Source organism: Pseudomonas sp. G11, from assembly GCF_029457515.1.
Lineage (GTDB): Bacteria > Pseudomonadota > Gammaproteobacteria > Pseudomonadales > Pseudomonadaceae > Aquipseudomonas > Aquipseudomonas gorinensis.
Window position 1 is genome coordinate 5,105,328 of record NZ_CP120377.1, and the last position, 17,442, is coordinate 5,122,769.

Here is a 17,442-nt window from a genome sequence, read left to right on the forward strand (position 1 = left end):
TTGGCTGTTTTGATCGATCGAGCACCGCTGCCGGTGCTCGTTTTGCAGGGACAGCCACCTTCAGAGCAGACCCCATGAAACGCCTGCCACTCGACGACAGCTTCAAGGTCAATCACAACCCGGTCACCCTGCGCGAAATCGTGCTGGAGAAACTGCGCAGCGCCATCATGAACTTCCAGCTCCTGCCGGGCGACCGCCTGGTAGAACGCGACCTGTGTGATCGCCTGGGCGTCAGCCGCACGTCGGTGCGCGAAGCCCTGCGTCACCTGGAGTCCGAGGGCCTGGTGGAGTTTGCCGATGCCAAAGGCCCGCAGGTCGCGATCATCACCCTGGCCGACGCGGTCGACATCTATGAACTGCGCTGCGTGCTCGAAGGCTTGATCGTGCAGTTGTTCACCCTGCGCGCCAAGGCCAAGGACATCAAGGCCCTGGAAAAAGCCCTGGAGGAGAACCGCAAGGCCCTCAAGGACGGCGAACTGCAACAGGTGATCGACTCGGTGCAAGGCTTCTACGACGTCTTGCTCGAAGGCTCCGGCAACCACGTGGCGGCCACGCAACTGCGCCAGTTGCAGGCGCGTATCAGCTACCTGCGCGCCACCTCGGTGTCCCAGGAAAACCGCCGCGGCGCCAGTAACCAGGAAATGGAACGCATGGTCCAGGCAATCAAGAGCGGCGACCCGCTCGCGGCGCACCAAGCCTGTGTCGATCACGTGCGCGCAGCCGCTGCCGTGGCCCTGGATTACCTCAAGCGCAAGCAGGAAGAGACCGGCAAGATTCCAGAGATCACCCTGCCCATCGCGCTCAAAGAACCGCGCATAGGCCACTGACCATGTTCAGCCCAAGCTATTGCCCGAAATGCGGCGGCAGTGACCTCGGTCGCCAGTTGCCACCGGGCGATACGCATGAGCGCCTGATGTGCCGGGGTTGCGGCTATATCCACTACATCAACCCCAAGATCATCGCCGGCTGCATCATCGAGCAGGACGGCAAATACCTGCTGTGCCAACGGGCGATCCCGCCCCGTCCCGGCACCTGGACCCTACCGGCCGGCTTCATGGAAGGCGGCGAGACCACTGAACAAGCCGCGTTGCGCGAAGTCTGGGAAGAAAGCGGCGTGCGCGCGGAAATCGTCTCGCCCTACTCGATCTTCAGCGTGCCGACGATCAGCGAGGTGTACATCATCTTCCGCGCCATCGCGCTGGAAATCACCGGCCAGTTCGGCCCGGAAACCCTCGACTACCGGTTCTTCGCGCCCGAGGACATTCCCTGGGACAGCATCTACTACCCGGCGATCCGGCAGATCCTCGAACGGTATATCGAGGAACGCCAGGCCGGGGTGTATGGCATCTACATCGGCAATGACGACAGCGGCAAGATCCACTTTATCCGCTGATCTCACAGCCAAACACCGGACCAAATGTGGGAGGGGCGGTGCGACGATTCGACTTGCCCCCGATAGCAGTGTGTCAGCCGCTGAATAAGGTGACTGACCCACCGCCATCGGGGGCAAGCCCCCTCCCACACTGGCCCGCTGTTGGCAGGTAGAAAGCAGCCCGGCGGTAGATCGCATGGATACCACCAATCCCCTGTGGGAGATGTCGAGCTTTAGCGAGGCTTCGAAGGCGGTGGCACGGTTGGCAGAGAGGTTGGCTGACACACTGAAGTGCGCCCCAAAAGCTGGACAGCTGTTGGTTAGGCTACAGCGGACCGGGTCCTGTACGCTACAGGGCTCAGTCCGCCAAGCTTCACTTTGATTCGCTTATGGTTGTAGTAATGGATGTACTCATCCAGCCCCGCTTGCAACTGCTCCACGCTTTCAAAGCTTTCCCGATAGTAGAACTCTGACTTCAGCGTGCCGAAGAAACTCTCCATTGTGGCGTTGTCATGGCAGTTTCCTTTGCGTGACATGCTTTGCTCCAGCCCTGCTTTTTCTAGCCTCTCCCGGTACTTTGGATATCGATAGTGCCAGCCTTGATCTGAATGCAGCATTGGCTTGCCGCCCTCAGGTAAGCCTTCAATAGCTTTTTCCAGCATCTCGCCCACCAAGGCATATTGGGGACGTATTGCCGTCTGATAGGCCACGATTTCTCCGTTGTACAAGTCCAAAACTGGGGACAAGTACAGCTTTTTGCCGGCCACTTTGAACTCGGTGACATCCGTCACCCATTTCTGATTCGGTTGCTCAGCCTCGAACTGACGAGCCAAGGTGTTGGGCGACACTTCGCCCATCGGCCCTTTATACGACCTGTATTTCTTAGGCCGCACCGTGCATTTCAGACCCAGCTCCCCCATCAGTCGTCGTACCGTTTTACTGTTGATCAGCGATCTTTCTTTACGTAGTTCTAGCGTCATCCGACGGTAACCAAAGCGGCCCTTATGCTCGTTTTGGATGGTCTGGATAGAAGCTTTGATCGAGGAAAATCGGTCCGCAACGCCCATCGCCTTGAGTTGGTAGTAGTACGTACTTCGCGCAAGGCTCACTAGCTTGAGCAAGTCACGCAAGGGAAAGTGTTGCTTAAGCTCACTGACTAATCGGGCTTTTTCTTCTGTTCTTTCTCCCGCCTCATCACCGCCTCGCCTAACTCCCCAAGCTTTTTTAGATAAGCGTTCTCCATCCGTAGGTATTGGAGCTCATCAAGTAACGTCTTGTGCTCAGGCTCAGGGCTGGTGAGTGGGGCAGCGGTTTTGCGTGGTTTAGCAGGTGGTTTAGGCATAGCGGTGCTCAGTCCTCTTTTCCCTGACTCCAGGGCTTCAATACCGCCACTGTAATACTGCTGTTGCCATCTGCCCACCTGAGTGGAATCCCCCAAGTTGAAAAGCGCCGCTGCGCGGCGCAAGGAAAGGGAGTCATCCCACATGCGCCGCAGAACAGAGAACTTGAACAAGGCACTGTAACGCTGGCCGGTACTGCTCAAGCTGGCCTCACCGTGTAATCGATAAGCCTCGACCCAACGACGAAGCAAGGTGGGGTCCATTTGAAATTGAGCGGCGACCCGGCGAAACCCTCGGCCTCGCTCAAGGAAAGCGGTGATGGCAGATAGCTTGAACTGCGTGGTGTACTTGCTCATGAAAACGCCCCAGAAATTGGATGGGTGTCCAACTTCTGGGGCGCACTTCACACCGCCATCGGGGGCAAGCCCCCTCCCACATTTGGTCCTATGTTTGGCCTGATGACCTAAGGTGCCAGCCCTTCCACGATGACGATCTGCGCCACCCCCGCCCCTTCACGGTACCCCTTCGCCTCCTGATATTCAGCAGACTCGTAGCACGCCACCGCCTGCTCGTAGCTATCGAACTCGATCACCACATTGCGCTGCCGTGCCGGCCCGCCTTCCATCGCCTCGCTGCGCCCGCCCCTGGCCAGGAACCGCCCGCCAAACTTGGCAAACGCTGCCGGTGCGCGTTGGGTGTACTGCGTGTACTGCTCTGCGTCGGACACATCCACATGGGCAATCCAGTAAGCCTTCATCGTGACATCCTCTTGTTGAGTTTTTGTGGTATACCATAATACATACAACCAACAAAACGAGCACACTGACATGCCCTTCAACAGCATCGCAGACATCATCGAAGACTATCGCCAGGGCAAGATGGTGCTCCTGGTGGACGACGAAGACCGGGAAAACGAAGGCGACCTGTTGCTGCCCGCTGCCTGCTGCACCGCCGAGACTATCAGTTTCATGGCTCGCGAAGCCCGTGGCTTGATTTGCCTGACCCTGACCGACGAACACTGTCAGCGCCTGGGCCTCGAGCAGATGGTGCCGAGCAATGGCAGCGTGTTCAGTACGGCGTTCACCGTGTCCATCGAAGCCGCCAGCGGCGTGACCACCGGCATCTCTGCCGCTGACCGCGCGCGCACCGTGGCGGCGGCCGTTGACGTCAATGCCGGGCCCGCCGACATCGTGCAACCGGGGCATATCTTCCCGTTGCGCGCCAAGGACGGCGGCGTATTGACCCGCGCCGGCCACACCGAAGCCGGCTGCGACCTGGCGCGCCTGGCCGGGCACACACCGGCCTCGGTGATCGTTGAAGTGATGAACGACGACGGCACCATGGCGCGCCGCGCCGACCTGGAAATTTTCGCGCGCAAACATGGGATCAAGATCGGCACCATCGCCGACCTGATCCACTACCGCCTCAGCACCGAGCGTACCGTGGTGCGCATTGGCGAACGGGATTTGCCCACGGTGCATGGCACGTTCCGCCTGATCACCTTCGAAGACCGCATCGACGGCGGCGTGCACATGGCAATGGTCATGGGCCAGTTGCGCCGCGATACCCCTGCGCTGGTGCGCGTGCATGTGATCGACCCGCTGCGCGACCTGGTCGGCGCCGACTACAGCGGCCCGTCCAACTGGACCCTGTGGGCCGCGTTGCAACGCGTCGCCGCCGAAGGCTGCGGCGTGGTGGTGGTGCTGGCCAACCATGAGTCGTCCCAGGCGCTGCTGGAGCGTGTGCCACAACTCACCCAGGCGCCACGCCAGTTCAACCGTTCGCAGTCGCGCATCTATTCGGAAGTGGGTACCGGGGCGCAGATCTTGCAGGACCTCGGCGTCGGCAAGCTGCGTCACCTCGGCCCGCCCCTCAAATACGCCGGGCTGACCGGCTACGACCTGGAGGTGGTCGAGAGCATTCCCTTCACCGAATGACGGATAACCGGTAAGGCAAAATGCTTGCACAAAGTTTGGAATACCATAATATGATATTCCATAGACCGAACGCTTTCGCCAAGTGCGCCCGCCAGGGATAGCACCAATAACAGCCCTTGGCACGGTCGCCTTTTGGGGCCCCGACTGAGGCCCTGATTGACCTACTGCTCCCGATAGGCGGGCATTACCAGCCCGCTCAATAACAAAACAAATGAGGGCGTGAACATGGTGTTGAACAAACGTACAACCGCGGTGCTGTTTGCCGGTTTACTGGCGACGGCCACCCACGCGGCCCTGGCGGCCGAAAGCATCAATTTCGTGAGCTGGGGCGGTAGCACCCAGGATGCGCAGAAGCAGGCCTGGGCCGACCCGTTCAGCAAGGCCAGCGGCATTACCGTGGTCCAGGATGGGCCCACCGACTACGGCAAACTCAAGGCCATGGTCGAAAGCGGCAACGTGCAGTGGGACGTGGTGGATGTAGAGGCCGACTTCGCCTTGCGCGCCGCCGCCGAAGGCCTGCTCGAACCCCTGGATTTCTCGGTGATCCAGCGCGACAAGATCGACCCGCGCTTCGTCTCCGACCATGGCGTGGGCTCGTTCTTCTTCTCCTTCGTGCTCGGCTACAACGAAGGCAAGCTCGGCGCCAGCAAGCCCCAGGACTGGACCGCGCTGTTCGACACCAAGACCTACCCCGGCAAACGCGCCCTCTACAAATGGCCGAGCCCTGGCGTGCTCGAACTGGCCCTGCTCGCCGACGGCGTACCGGCCGACAAGCTCTACCCGCTGGACCTGGACCGCGCCTTCAAGAAACTCGACACCATCAAGAAAGACATCGTCTGGTGGGGCGGCGGTGCACAGTCTCAGCAACTGCTGGCCTCCGGCGAAGTCAGCATGGGCCAGTTCTGGAACGGTCGCATCCACGCCCTGCAGGAAGACGGCGCGCCAGTGGGCGTGAGCTGGAAGCAGAACCTGGTGATGGCCGACATCCTCGTCGTGCCTAAAGGCACGAAGAACAAAGCCGCCGCGATGAAGTTCCTGGCCAGTGCCAGCAGCGCCAAAGGCCAGGCCGACTTTTCCAACCTGACCGCCTATGCTCCAGTGAACATCGACAGTGTGCAGCGCCTCGACTCGGTGCTGGCGCCGAACCTGCCGACCGCCTACGTCAAGGATCAGATCACCCTCGATTTCGCCTACTGGGCCAAGAACGGTCCGGCCATTGCGACACGGTGGAATGAATGGCTAGTCAAATGAAAATGACGGCAACCACACCGACCGGGAGCGCCCTCGGCGCTGCCGGCGCGGTTTCCTCCAAGGCCGGTGCGCCGTCCCTGGCGCAGCGCTGGCGGGGGTCGAGCAACCTGATCCCGGCCCTGCTGTTCCTCGGCCTGTTCTTCCTGGCGCCGCTGATCGGCCTGCTGCTGCGTGGCGTGCTGGAGCCGGTGCCGGGCCTGGGCAACTATGAACAACTGTTTGCCAACTCGGCCTATGCACGGGTGCTGCTCAACACCTTTTCGGTGGCGGGCCTGGTGACCCTGTTCAGCCTGCTGCTGGGCTTCCCGCTGGCCTGGGCGATTACCCTGGTGCCGCGCGGCTGGGGGCGCTGGATCCTGAACATCGTGCTGCTATCGATGTGGACCAGCCTGCTCGCCCGCACCTATTCCTGGCTGGTCTTGCTGCAAGCCTCCGGGGTGATCAACAAGGCGCTGATGGCGATGGGCATCATCGATCAGCCGCTGGAGATGGTGCACAACCTCACCGGCGTGGTGATCGGCATGAGCTACATCATGATCCCGTTCATCGTGCTGCCGTTGCAGGCGACCATGCAGGCCATCGACCCGATGATCCTGCAGGCCGGCTCGATCTGCGGCGCGAGCCCGTGGACCAACTTCTTCCGGGTGTTCCTGCCGCTGTGCCGGCCGGGGTTGTTTTCCGGCGGCCTGATGGTGTTCGTGATGTCCCTCGGTTACTACGTCACCCCGGCGCTGCTCGGCGGTGCGCAGAACATGATGCTGCCCGAGTTCATCATCCAGCAGGTGCAATCGTTCCTCAATTGGGGCCTGGCCAGTGCCGGCGCCGCGTTGCTGATCTTCATCACCCTGGTGCTGTTCTACTTCTACCTGAAGCTTCAGCCGGAATCCCCGGTTGGCGCCAGCAACGCGAGGTAAGCCGTCATGCTCCTGACTCCCAATGCCATGAGCCGCAGAATGCGCTTGGGCCTCTACACCACCACCGGCTTGATCGGCCTGTTCCTGCTGCTGCCGATCGTGTTCATCGTGCTGCTCTCGTTCGGCTCGTCGCAATGGCTGGTGTTCCCGCCACCGGGCTGGACGCTGAAATGGTATGGCCAGTTCTTCTCCAACGCCGACTGGATGAATGCCGCGATGGCCAGCCTCAAGGTGGCGGTGCTGACCACCGTGTTCGCCGTCGCCCTGGGCCTGCCCACCGCGTTTGCCCTGGTGCGCGGGCGTTTCCCCGGCCGTGAGCTGCTCTACGGCCTGTTCACGCTGCCGATGATCGTGCCGCTGGTGATCATCGCCGTGGCGGTGTACGCGCTGTTCCTCAAGCTCGGCTACACCGGCACGATGTTCGCCTTTGTGGTCAGCCATGTGATCGTCGCGCTGCCGTTCACGATCATCTCGATCATCAACTCGCTGAAGCTGTTCGACCAGTCGATCGAAGACGCGGCGGTGATCTGCGGCGCCTCGCGTTTGCAGGCGGTGTTCAAGGTGACCTTTCCGGCGATTCGCCCAGGAATGGTGGCCGGTGCGCTGTTTGCCTTTCTGGTCTCGTGGGACGAGGTGGTGCTCAGCGTGATGATGGCCAGCCCGACCCTTCAAACCCTTCCCGTGAAAATGTGGACCACCCTGCGCCAGGACCTGACGCCTGTGATCGCCGTCGCTTCGACGCTGCTGATCGGCCTCTCGGTACTGGTCATGGTGATTGCCGCCGCCGTTCGCCGGCGTACCGAAACCCGCGCCTGAGCGCCGAGGAGAAGAACATGAGTGCAGTGATCAACGATGTCGCGCGAAGCCATGGCCAACCCCTGGTCAGCCTGCGCAACCTGAACAAGCACTACGGCGAATTTGCCGCCGTCGACAACATTTCGCTGGATATCAAGGACGGCGAATTCCTCACCTTCCTCGGCTCCAGCGGCTCGGGCAAAAGCACCACGCTGTCGATGCTCGCCGGTTTTGAAACACCGAGCAGCGGCGAGATCCTGGTGAGCGGCCAATCGCTGGTCAACGTACCGCCGCACAAGCGCGACATCGGCATGGTGTTCCAGCGTTACTCGCTGTTCCCGCACCTATCGGTACGCGACAACATCGCCTTCCCCCTGGCGATTCGCAAACTGGCCAGCGCCGAACGCGAGAAGCGCGTCGACGCCATGCTCAAGCTGGTGCAGCTTGAGCAATTTGCGCATCGCCGCCCTTCGCAACTGTCCGGCGGCCAGCAGCAACGGGTCGCCATCGCCCGCGCGCTGGTGTACGAGCCGCGCATCCTGCTGATGGACGAACCCCTCGGCGCCCTCGACAAGAAGCTGCGTGAAGACCTGCAGGACGAACTGCGCCAACTGCACCGGCGCCTGGGCATCACCATCGTCTACGTGACCCACGACCAGGAAGAAGCCATGCGCCTGTCCCAGCGCATCGCGATTTTCAGCCACGGCAAGATCGTCGGCCTGGGCAGCGGCTTCGACCTCTATCAGAACCCGCCGAACGCCTTTGTCGCGTCGTTTCTGGGCAACTCCAACTTCCTCAAGCTCAAGGCCCAGGGCAATGCGGCGGCGTCGTTCGAAGGCCAATCCCTGTCGATCCGCCTGACCAGCGGGCTGCACACCGAGCAGGAGGTACTGCTGATGGTGCGCCCGGAAAAAGCCCTGGCGCTGAGCGTCGAACAGGCCACCGCACAGCCCTTGGCCGCCGGTTGGAATGAAGTGTCGGCCATCGTCGGTGAAGTGCTGTTCCTCGGCGAAAGCCAGACCTGCACGGTGAAAACCCTCGGCGGCACGTCGATGACGGTCAAGGCGCTGTCTGCCGCGGGCATGCCCCTCAAGGCCGGCGACCCGGTGCGCGTGCGCTGGGCCACGGCGGATGCGTGTGTGTATACCGAATGGGCTGAAAGCGACCTGAACAAGGCCGCCGGCGCGCACTGAGTCACCCTTGTGGGAGGGGGCTTGCCCCCGATGGCTGTGTGTCAGCCAAAGATGCATCCACTGACACTCCGCCATCGGGGGCAAGTCGAATCGTCGCACCGCCCCTCCCACATTTGAACGGCGTTTACCCGTTAAAGCTTGCGCTCGAAAATCGCCCCCTCGATCCCCAGCACCTCGCGGGTATCGGCATAAATCCCCACGCCCTTCTCCCACACGTGCTTGATCGAGCGGTCGGCGCAGCGGATCTGGTAATTGAGCTCGAACGGCTCATGCCGTGACAGCGCATATTGCACCTCGCGCCATACGTAGTCGGCATCCTGCGCCAGGATCAGGCTGTTGTAGGTGAACTCATGGTTGTCCACCAGGCGCTCGGCGGGGTAGCCGGTCAACTCCAGGCAGCCGGCGCTGACGAATTCCATGGTCCAGTCGCGGTTGTTGCGCCCGCGGTAGATCAGCCCCGGCATGCTGTCGAGCAGGCTCATGCTGCTGCGCTGGCTGGCCTGCAAGGCAATTTCACGGCGTTTATGCGCGGTGATGTCGCTGGCCACCAGATAGAACCCCTGGGGGCCGCGCTTGAGGCTGATCTCGAACCAGCGCAGCTCGCCGCTGGGGTGCACGAAGCGCAGGCGCTGGTTGAACGAGGTCTCGGGGCGGCGGCGCAGTTCATTCAGGGCCTGGCGCCATAGCGGGCGGTCTTCCTGGTGCACATAGTCCATCAGGTTGCGCTCGGCACCCGGCGGCCCCATCAGCTCGGCCCAGGCCAGGTTGAAGTGGGCGATCTGGCCGTTGTCGCGCAGTTGCAATAAGGCGGCGGGAAAGCAATCCATCAGGTCAATCGGCAGGGGCGCAAACGCTTCAGGGCTATCCCTCATTTAATGGCGCTCCTCGTGTTTCATCAAGGCGCCGCTGTGCACCCAGGCCGCCAGCTCCAGCCGTGAATGCAGGCCAAGCTTCTGCAACAGGCTGCGCACGTAGATTTTCACCGTGCCGTCGCTGATCCCCAGTTCCCGGCCGATCTGTTTATTGCTCATGCCGGCGGCGATCAGCGCCAGGGTCTGGCCTTCGCGTTCGGTGAGGTTTTCGCTGCCCGCGGCCTCACACGCCGGCGCAGGCTCGGCCTGGTCGGCGAGCAAGGCAATCAGGGTCGAGTCCAGCACGATCGCGCCCTTGTGACAGTTGCGCATATACGCCAGCAACGCCTCGGGCTCGGTTTCCTTGAGCACATAGCCGCTGGCGCCCAGGCGCAAGGCGGTGAGCAGCTCGGCGCGGTCCATCGAGGCGGTGAGCACCACCACCTGACACTCCAGGCGCAACTGGCGCAGTTCATCCAGCACCTGCAAACCGCTGAGGCCGGGCATGTGCAGGTCGAGCAGTACCTGTTGCGGCGTCAGGCTCACGGCCAGGTTGATGCCTTCACGGCCACTGGCTGCCTGCCCCACCACTTCGAAGTCGTCGCTGGCGTCGAACAACTGCGCCAGGCCCTTGCGAAACAATGGGTGATCATCGATCAGTAATAAGGTCGTGCAGTCCATCGAGACTCCCCTGTGGCAGGTCGTGGTGGCGGCGCAGGCCAAGGTGCACGCGCACCCCGTGCGGGCGGATCGTTTCAATGCTCAGGCGCGCGCCGAGGCTGGCGGCGCGCTCGCGGATAATCGCCAGGCCGAAATGATTATGTTCGTCGGATGCCGGGCTCAGGCCGATGCCATCGTCTTCCACCGACACTGAAGCGTCGCCGTCCTGGGTCTGGCGCAGCTCAATGCGCACGTGCCGCGCGTGGGAATGGCGCACGGCATTGGCCAGGGCCTCGCGAATGATCTGCAAGACCTGCAATTCAGTTTCCGGGCCCAGGGCATCGTCCGGCAGGCGGTTGTCCAGTTCGAACACGATGATGCAACGCCGCGAGAACTCCGCCACCGAATCGGCCAGGGCCTGGCGCAGCGAGCGCCCGTCCATGGTCAGGCGCGCACTGGTGATCAGCTCGCGCACCTGGCGTTGCAACTGGCTCAGGCCGGCACACAGGTCGTGCAGGGCTGGCGCGCCCAACTGCGACTGCAACCCATGGGCCTGGAACGACAGGTAACCCAACTGCTGCGCCACCGAATCGTGCAGCTCACGGGCCAGGGCACCGTGGCGGGAGGTCGCCTGTTTGCGCTGCTGCTCACGGGTGTGGCCGCGCAGGCGCACGGTTACGCCGACGGCCTGCGCCGCCTCTTCCAACAACTGGCGCCAGCTGGCACCGGCTCGCCTGGGCGTGTCGAGCAGCAACACGCCCTTCTGGCCCTCGGGCAAGGCGCACACCAGGCGATGCACACCGCGTTGCCGGCACGGGCCGCAGGCCTGGGGCGTTTGCGCCACAGCTGCATTGCGCCAGGGGCAGGTCGCGGCGTCCTGGCAGCCTTCGATCAAGCCGCGGCGTGTCGGGCTGAGGTCTTCGCCGCCAAGGATCAGGTTGAGCCTGGCGCGGGGTAGCAGTGCGTCGAAACGGTCCAGGAAATCCGACAAGGCACCGTCAGCGTGCAGGGGCAACCCGGCCAACAGCCGGCGCACGCTGCGCGCCTGTTCGCGGCGCACAGGCCCCAACCAGAGCGGCCACCATTGCGGTCGTATTCGCACTCTTCGATAACTCCCCGTCCCGTTGCTCGGCGTGACCTCAAGCCCAGCAACTTCCATGCCCCGAACGCCCTTGGGGCAAGGCTTATCTCCAAAGGCATAGCCCTTTTTCCAGATTGAGAAGATTTTCCCCATAGGAAAGTATCTCTCCCAACAGGAAACAAAACGCACCTTGGAGGAGCCCGCATGACGCACACCCTCAGCCGCCCCATCGTGGTGATGCAATCGGCGACCGCCTGCACGGAGGTGGTCGCCACGCTGGACCAGCCGGTACTGCTGAACGGCGAACAACCCGACTTCGCGCGCCGCCTGCAACAGGCATTGAGCAGCGCCACCGTGGGGTGCCGGCTTTACCTGCTGGGAGATGAAGCCTTTGTCTGGCGTATCCATGCGCAAGCCCGCGCCGCTGGCCTGGAAGACGACGAGATCAGCATGACCTGCGCCACGCCCGGCCTACGCCAGGTGTATTGCGCCCACTGTGGCCTGACCCAGGCTGCCGGGCCAGCGCCCTCATTGAACTGCATCGGCTGCCACGTCGGGCTTGAAGTGCGTACGCATTTCTCTCGGCGCCTGGGGGCTTACCTCGGCGTGTGCCACAACCCCGACCGGCCGTATGCAGGGTTCCAGCCATGAGCGCGGCCCTCAAGGTTCAGGTCAGCGCCGCAAGAATGCTCACGCCGGTGGTGCGCGAACTCACCCTGACCGCCTGCGACGGTACCCTGCCCGGCTTCTCGCCCGGCAGCCATGTGCAAGTGCATCTGCCGCTGGCCGACGGCACGGTGCGCAACGCCTATTCGCTGACCAGCGACCCGGCGCACCTGCACCACTACCGCATCGCCGTGCGCCTGCAAGACGCTTCGCGTGGCGGCTCGCAGTACCTGCATCGGCAGGTGCGGGTCGGCGACACCTTGCAACTCTCGCCGCCGGCCAATCTGTTCGCGCCCCACGGCACCGCGCGCCGGCATATCCTCATCGCTGCCGGAATCGGTATCACGCCGTTCATGGCCTATATCGCCGCGCTGGAACAGCAGCAGGCCGACTTCGAACTGCATTACCTGTTCCGCCCAGGCCTCAGCGACGCCTATCTCGACGAGTTGCAACAACGCCTCGGCCCGCGCCTGCACAGCTACGAACGGCGCCCGGACCTGAACCGGATCCTCGCCAACCGGCCACTGGGCAGCCACGTCTACAGCTGTGGCCCGCAGTCTCTGCTCGACGCGGTCGAGCTTGAGGCCACGCGCCTCGGTTGGTCGCCCAAGCGCGTGCATTCCGAAGCCTTCAAGGGTGCCCAGCCGGGCCAGCCGTTCGACCTGCACCTGCTGCGCAGCGGCCGGCGCCTGCGGGTCGAGGCCGAGCAAAGCCTGCTCGAAGCCCTGGAGCACGCAGGACTACAGGTGCCCAACCTATGCCGTGGCGGGGTCTGCGGCCAGTGCATCACCCGGCACAACGGCGGCGCCATCGAACACCGTGACAGTTTCCTCAGCCCGGCCGAGCAGGCCGAATTTCTGATGCCCTGCGTCTCGCGCGGCAACGGCCCCTGCGTTTCGCTGGACCTCTAGGAGTGAGTGACATGCCCCTGCAATCGAGCCCCGTGTTGAGCTATCGCGACGATTTCAGCTTTCGCAACAGCCCGGCGGCGATCCGGCGCTTCCCCTTTCCCTTCATCGAGGACAGCTACCTGTACTCGGTGAATATCGAACCGGCCACCTCCCGCGACCCCGGCTCGATCTATGAGCACGCCTTCGACATCGACGAGCACTACCGCTCGGAAATGGCCGAGCGCGCCCTGGTGCTGGACCAGGACCCGCGCCGCTACCTGGTGATGCCGCACATGCAAGTGGCGGCCTGGGATGCGTTGCAGATGCTCATGCAGCACCTGGCCGCCGACTACCCGCAGTGGTTCAGCCTGACGCAAGACGGCGAGCACTGGCATTGGCGCAACCACCTGCTGGACATCGACCAGCCCTTCATCTTCGGCGACGCCACCAGCCTGCCCTGCGCACCGCTGGAGTACATCGGCCGCCAGGTGCAGGGGGATTTCGCCCTGCTCGACCAGCGCGACGGCGACCTGTACATGGACGCCGGCCTGGTCACCAGCCCGGCCGACTGGTCGCTGGCGTTCGATGCCGGCATGAGTTTCAAGCAATGGCACGCACCGGTGCCCATGGCCCATCAGATGGGCGTGTTCGACCGCGCGCTGAAGTACCTGCTCAACCTGCAGGTCGGCCAGCCCGTGCGACGCTTGAACTGGACCCTGACCATCAACCCGCGCCTGGATTCATCCCCCGAGACGTTCCATCAATGGGGCGCCGATCGCGGCCAGATCACCGCGCAGAACGTCGGGCAGCAGGTGCACCTGCGGGTCGAGCTGCAAGTGATGGCGCGCCTGCCGCGCAGCCACGCGGTGATGTTCAGCATCCGTACCTACCTGATCAGCCTGGACGAGCTGGTCACGCAACCCGGCTGGGGCTGTCGCCTGCACCGCGTGCTGCGCGACCTGCCCGACCCCATCGCCGACTACAAGGGCATGACCCGCTACCGCCGCACGCTGGTCGAGTGGCTGAGCCAGTTTGACCCACTCGCGTGACCTCATTTTCCCGACAAGGAGCATCACATGACCCACTCCTGGCGTATCTCTGCATTGGCCGAACGGCACCGCGCCCTTGGCTCGAACCTTGAAGACTGGAACGGCATGGGCACCGCCTGGACCTACAGCAGTGCACTGGCCGACCACCACGAAGCGATCCGCACCCGCGCCGGCCTGATGGACGTGTCGGGGCTGAAAAAAGTCCATTACGTGGGGCCCCACGCCGAGAGCCTGTTGCAGTGGGCGACCACCCGCGACATCGCCAAGCTCTACCCCGGCAAATCGGTGTACGCCTCGATGCTCGACGAGGACGGCAAATTCGTCGATGACTGCATCGTCTACCGCACCGGGCCCAATGCGTTCATGGTGGTGCATGGCGCCGGCAGCGGGCATGAAATGCTGGTGCGCTCGGCCCTGGGCCGGCAAGTGGCGGTGCTGTTCGATGACGACCTGCACGACCTGTCGCTGCAAGGCCCGCTGGCGGTGGACTTCCTCGCCGAACACGTGCCCGGCATCCGCCAACTGGCGTACTTCCACCACCTGCAAACCCGCCTGTTCGAGCGCCCGGTGATGATCTCCCGCACCGGCTACACCGGTGAGCGCGGCTACGAGATTTTCTGCAAGGCCGCCGACGCGCCGTTCCTGTGGGACAGCATCCTCGAACAGGGCGCCGGCCTGGGGATCATCCCCTGCGCCTTCACCGCCCTGGACTGGCTGCGGGTGGAAAGCTCGCTGATGTTCTTCCCCTACGACAACTCGCAGATGTACCCCTTCGCCGACCAGAAGGCCGGCGACACCCTCTGGGAAATGGGCCTGGACTTCACCGTTTCGCCGGGCAAAAGCGCGTTCCGGGGCGCCGAAGAACACCAGCGCCTGCGCGGCCAGGAGCGTTTCAAGATCACCGGCGTGCTGCTTGAGGGCGTGCGTGCCGCCGAGGCCGGCGACACCTTGTGGCAGGGCAACCGGCAAGTCGGTGTGATCACCTGCGGCATGTATTCGCGCCTGAGCAAACGCTCGATGGCCATCGCGCGCATGAGCGTCGCCTGTTCCGAACCCGGTATTGCCGTGCAGGTGCGCGGCAGCCTTGAGGCCAGTGCCAGCACCCACGCCCTGCCCTTCGATGACCCGCAAAAAACCAAGCGCACGGCCAAGGGCTGAGCCTTCCTTCACTGTATTCAGGAGCCTTCGATGGACGCCTCCCGCGAACATTACATCCTCAAGATCACCTGCCCGGCGGCGTCCGGGATCGTCGCCGCGATCAGCGCCTGCCTGGCCCGGCAGCAGTGCTACATCAGCGAGCTGGCGCAGTTCGACGACGAGTTCACCGGGCAGTTCTTCATGCGCGCGGTGTTCCGCTTCAACACCGGCGTCAGCGGCGATATCGGCGCCCTGCGCGAAGGCCTGGGCGACCTGGCCGGCGGGTTCGATATGCACTGGCAGTTGTTCAGCTCACGCCAACCGACCCGCGTACTGCTGATGGTCAGCAAATTCGACCACTGCCTCACCGACCTGCTCTACCGCCACCGCAAGGGCGAGATGGACATGCACATCACCGCCGTGGTCTCCAACCACCTGGACCTGCGAGCGATGGCCGAGCGCGAAGGCATCCGCTTCATCTACCTGCCGATCAACCAGGACACCAAGGCCAGCCAGGAAGCCGAGCTGATGCGCATCATCGAAGACACCCAGACCGACCTGGTGGTGCTCGCGCGCTACATGCAGATCCTGTCTGACGGCCTGTGCCAGCACCTGTCGGGGCGGGCGATCAATATCCATCACTCGTTCCTCCCAGGGTTCAAGGGCGCCAAGCCCTACCACCAGGCCTATGACCGTGGCGTCAAGCTGATCGGCGCCACCGCCCACTACGTCACCAGCGACCTGGATGAGGGCCCGATCATCGAGCAGGAAATCCAGCGCGTCGACCATACCCACTTGCCCGACTCGCTGGTCGCCATCGGCCGCGACACCGAAACCGTGGCCCTTTCCAAGGCCCTGAAATACCACCTGGAACACCGGGTGTTCATCAACCAGGACAAGACAGTGATCTTTCGCTGAACCCTTCAGGAGGCACGCTCATGACCCTACGTGTTGCAATCATCGGCGCCGGCCCGTGTGGCCTGGCGCAACTTCGCGCGTTCCAGTCGGCCCGCGACAAAGGTGCCGCCATCCCCGAATTGGTGTGCTTCGAGAAACAGCAGGACTGGGGCGGCATGTGGAACTACACCTGGCGCACCGGCCTCGACGAGAACGGCGAGCCGGTGCACGGCAGCATGTACCGCTACCTGTGGTCCAACGGCCCCAAGGAATGCCTGGAATTTGCCGACTACACCTTTGAAGAACATTTCGGCCGGCCCATCGCGTCCTACCCGCCGCGCGAGGTGCTGTGGGACTACATCAAGGGCCGGGTGGAGAAAGCCGGGGTACGCGACTACATCCGCTTCAACCATGTGGTGCGCCAAGTCACCTTCGACGAACAGACCCAGCGCTTCAGCCTGTATGCCCACGACTACAACACCGACACCTTGACCTGCGAAGCATTCGACTACGTGATCAACGCCTGCGGCCACTTCTCCACGCCCAAGGTGCCGTACTTCGAAGGCTTTGAGCAATTCGCCGGGCGCATCCTGCATGCCCATGATTTTCGCGAGGCCCTGGAGTTCAAGGACAAGGACCTGCTGATTGTCGGCAGCAGCTATTCGGCCGAGGATATCGGCTCGCAATGCTACAAATACGGCGCGCGCAGCATCACCAGTTGCTACCGCACCGCCCCCATGGGCTATGCCTGGCCGGACAACTGGGAAGAAAAACCACTGCTCCAGCGCCTGGAAAACAACCGCGCGTACTTTGCCGACGGCAGCAGCAAGCACATCGACGCGGTGATCCTGTGCACCGGCTACAAGCACCACTTCCCATTCCTGCCGGATGAACTGAGCCTCAAGACCGACAACCGCCTGTGGCCGATGAACCTCTACAAGGGTGTGTTCTGGGAACCCAACCCCCGCCTGATCTACCTCGGCATGCAGGACCAGTGGTACTCCTTCAACATGTTCGATGCTCAGGCCTGGTATGCCCGCGATGTGATCCTCGGGCGCATCCCACTGCCCAGCCAGGCCGAGATGGTCGCCGACAGCCAGCAATGGCACGCGCGGGAACAGACCCTGGAAACCAACCAGCAGATGTTCGAATACCAGGGCGCCTATATCCAGCACCTGGTGGACGCCACCGACTACCCGGATTTCGACATCGCCGGGGTCAACGAAACCTTTCTGCACTGGAAGCACGACAAGGCGGAAAACATCATGGGTTATCGCGACAAGTCCTACCGCTCGCTGATGACCGGCACCCAGTCGCCGCCCCACCACACGCCGTGGTTGCAGGCCCTGGATGATTCGATGGCGGCGTACCTGGGCGCGCCCGCGACGCCCATCAAGTCGGTCGGCTGA

17 protein-coding genes and 1 pseudogene are annotated in these 17,442 nt (G+C 63.1%); 13 read left to right on the plus strand and 5 right to left on the minus strand.

What is annotated here, in order from left to right:
* Positions 1–74 precede the first annotated feature (74 nt).
* Complete coding sequence (locus tag P2T68_RS23365; protein WP_024074700.1) at positions 75–827, plus strand: GntR family transcriptional regulator; 753 nt, start codon at positions 75–77, stop codon at positions 825–827.
* Between the two features lie 2 nt (positions 828–829).
* Positions 830–1,393: an NUDIX hydrolase gene (locus P2T68_RS23370; RefSeq protein WP_024074699.1), complete on the plus strand. Its 564-nt coding sequence runs from the start codon at positions 830–832 to the stop codon at positions 1,391–1,393.
* A 299-nt stretch (positions 1,394–1,692) separates the two neighbouring features.
* Here P2T68_RS23370 and P2T68_RS23375 read toward each other — a convergent pair.
* Both P2T68_RS23375 and P2T68_RS23380 read right to left on the minus strand, forming a co-directional pair.
* Positions 1,693–3,068 (minus strand): annotated as a pseudogene (locus tag P2T68_RS23375) (IS3 family transposase).
* 107 nt (positions 3,069–3,175) lie between these two features.
* The gene (locus P2T68_RS23380) at positions 3,176–3,469 is read right to left on the minus strand and encodes a DUF1330 domain-containing protein (protein ID WP_024074698.1); all 294 of its coding nucleotides are present in this window, start codon (positions 3,467–3,469) and stop codon (positions 3,176–3,178) included.
* A 70-nt stretch (positions 3,470–3,539) separates the two neighbouring features.
* On the opposite strand from P2T68_RS23380, the gene ribBA reads away from it, so the two are divergent.
* The 5 genes from ribBA (at position 3,540) to P2T68_RS23405 (ending at position 8,802) form a co-directional block, all read left to right on the plus strand.
* On the plus strand, positions 3,540–4,649 hold the full coding sequence (gene ribBA / locus P2T68_RS23385) for a bifunctional 3,4-dihydroxy-2-butanone-4-phosphate synthase/GTP cyclohydrolase II (protein WP_024074697.1): 1,110 nt from the start codon (positions 3,540–3,542) through the stop codon (positions 4,647–4,649).
* Between the two features lie 225 nt (positions 4,650–4,874).
* Positions 4,875–5,900, plus strand: coding sequence for an ABC transporter substrate-binding protein (locus tag P2T68_RS23390; RefSeq protein ID WP_024074696.1), 1,026 nt, complete (start codon positions 4,875–4,877; stop codon positions 5,898–5,900).
* A complete protein-coding gene (locus tag P2T68_RS23395; protein ID WP_024074695.1) occupies positions 5,897–6,814 on the plus strand; it encodes an ABC transporter permease in 918 nt (305 codons plus the stop codon). The genes P2T68_RS23390 and P2T68_RS23395 overlap by 4 nt, the downstream gene beginning before the upstream one ends.
* 6 nt (positions 6,815–6,820) lie before the next feature.
* Positions 6,821–7,630: an ABC transporter permease gene (locus P2T68_RS23400; protein ID WP_010567348.1), complete on the plus strand. Its 810-nt coding sequence runs from the start codon at positions 6,821–6,823 to the stop codon at positions 7,628–7,630.
* Between the two features lie 17 nt (positions 7,631–7,647).
* Entirely contained in the window at positions 7,648–8,802 is a 1,155-nt protein-coding gene (locus tag P2T68_RS23405) for an ABC transporter ATP-binding protein (RefSeq protein ID WP_024074694.1), read from the plus strand.
* Positions 8,803–8,933: 131 nt separating this feature from the next.
* Here P2T68_RS23405 and P2T68_RS23410 read toward each other — a convergent pair whose 3' ends face one another.
* Genes P2T68_RS23410 through P2T68_RS23420 form a run of 3 tightly spaced genes read right to left on the minus strand, consistent with a single transcriptional unit; the run spans position 8,934 to position 11,373 of the window.
* On the minus strand, positions 8,934–9,674 hold the full coding sequence (locus P2T68_RS23410) for a PAS domain-containing protein (RefSeq protein WP_024074693.1): 741 nt from the start codon (positions 9,672–9,674) through the stop codon (positions 8,934–8,936).
* Complete coding sequence (locus P2T68_RS23415) at positions 9,675–10,334, minus strand: response regulator (protein ID WP_024074692.1); 660 nt, start codon at positions 10,332–10,334, stop codon at positions 9,675–9,677.
* Positions 10,303–11,373 (minus strand): ATP-binding protein, encoded by a 1,071-nt coding sequence (locus P2T68_RS23420; protein WP_277378355.1) that lies wholly within the window; start codon positions 11,371–11,373, stop codon positions 10,303–10,305. The genes P2T68_RS23415 and P2T68_RS23420 overlap by 32 nt, the downstream gene beginning before the upstream one ends.
* Positions 11,374–11,598: 225 nt before the next feature.
* Between P2T68_RS23420 and P2T68_RS23425 the strand changes: the two genes are divergently transcribed.
* From P2T68_RS23425 to P2T68_RS23450, 6 genes are read left to right on the plus strand one after another with little or no spacing between them, the layout of a single operon-like run.
* Positions 11,599–12,045 (plus strand): dimethylamine monooxygenase subunit DmmA family protein, encoded by a 447-nt coding sequence (locus P2T68_RS23425; RefSeq protein ID WP_277378356.1) that lies wholly within the window; start codon positions 11,599–11,601, stop codon positions 12,043–12,045.
* Complete coding sequence (locus P2T68_RS23430) at positions 12,042–12,971, plus strand: PDR/VanB family oxidoreductase (protein WP_277378357.1); 930 nt, start codon at positions 12,042–12,044, stop codon at positions 12,969–12,971. Before P2T68_RS23425 ends, P2T68_RS23430 begins: the two co-directional genes overlap by 4 nt.
* Positions 12,972–12,982: 11 nt before the next feature.
* Entirely contained in the window at positions 12,983–13,999 is a 1,017-nt protein-coding gene (locus tag P2T68_RS23435) for a DUF3445 domain-containing protein (protein ID WP_041160898.1), read from the plus strand.
* Positions 14,000–14,026: 27 nt separating this feature from the next.
* Positions 14,027–15,157: an aminomethyltransferase family protein gene (locus P2T68_RS23440; protein ID WP_069075689.1), complete on the plus strand. Its 1,131-nt coding sequence runs from the start codon at positions 14,027–14,029 to the stop codon at positions 15,155–15,157.
* 30 nt (positions 15,158–15,187) lie between these two features.
* On the plus strand, positions 15,188–16,054 hold the full coding sequence (purU, locus tag P2T68_RS23445; RefSeq protein WP_277378358.1) for a formyltetrahydrofolate deformylase: 867 nt from the start codon (positions 15,188–15,190) through the stop codon (positions 16,052–16,054).
* A gap of 20 nt (positions 16,055–16,074) precedes the next feature.
* Positions 16,075–17,442: an NAD(P)/FAD-dependent oxidoreductase gene (locus tag P2T68_RS23450; RefSeq protein WP_069075688.1), complete on the plus strand. Its 1,368-nt coding sequence runs from the start codon at positions 16,075–16,077 to the stop codon at positions 17,440–17,442.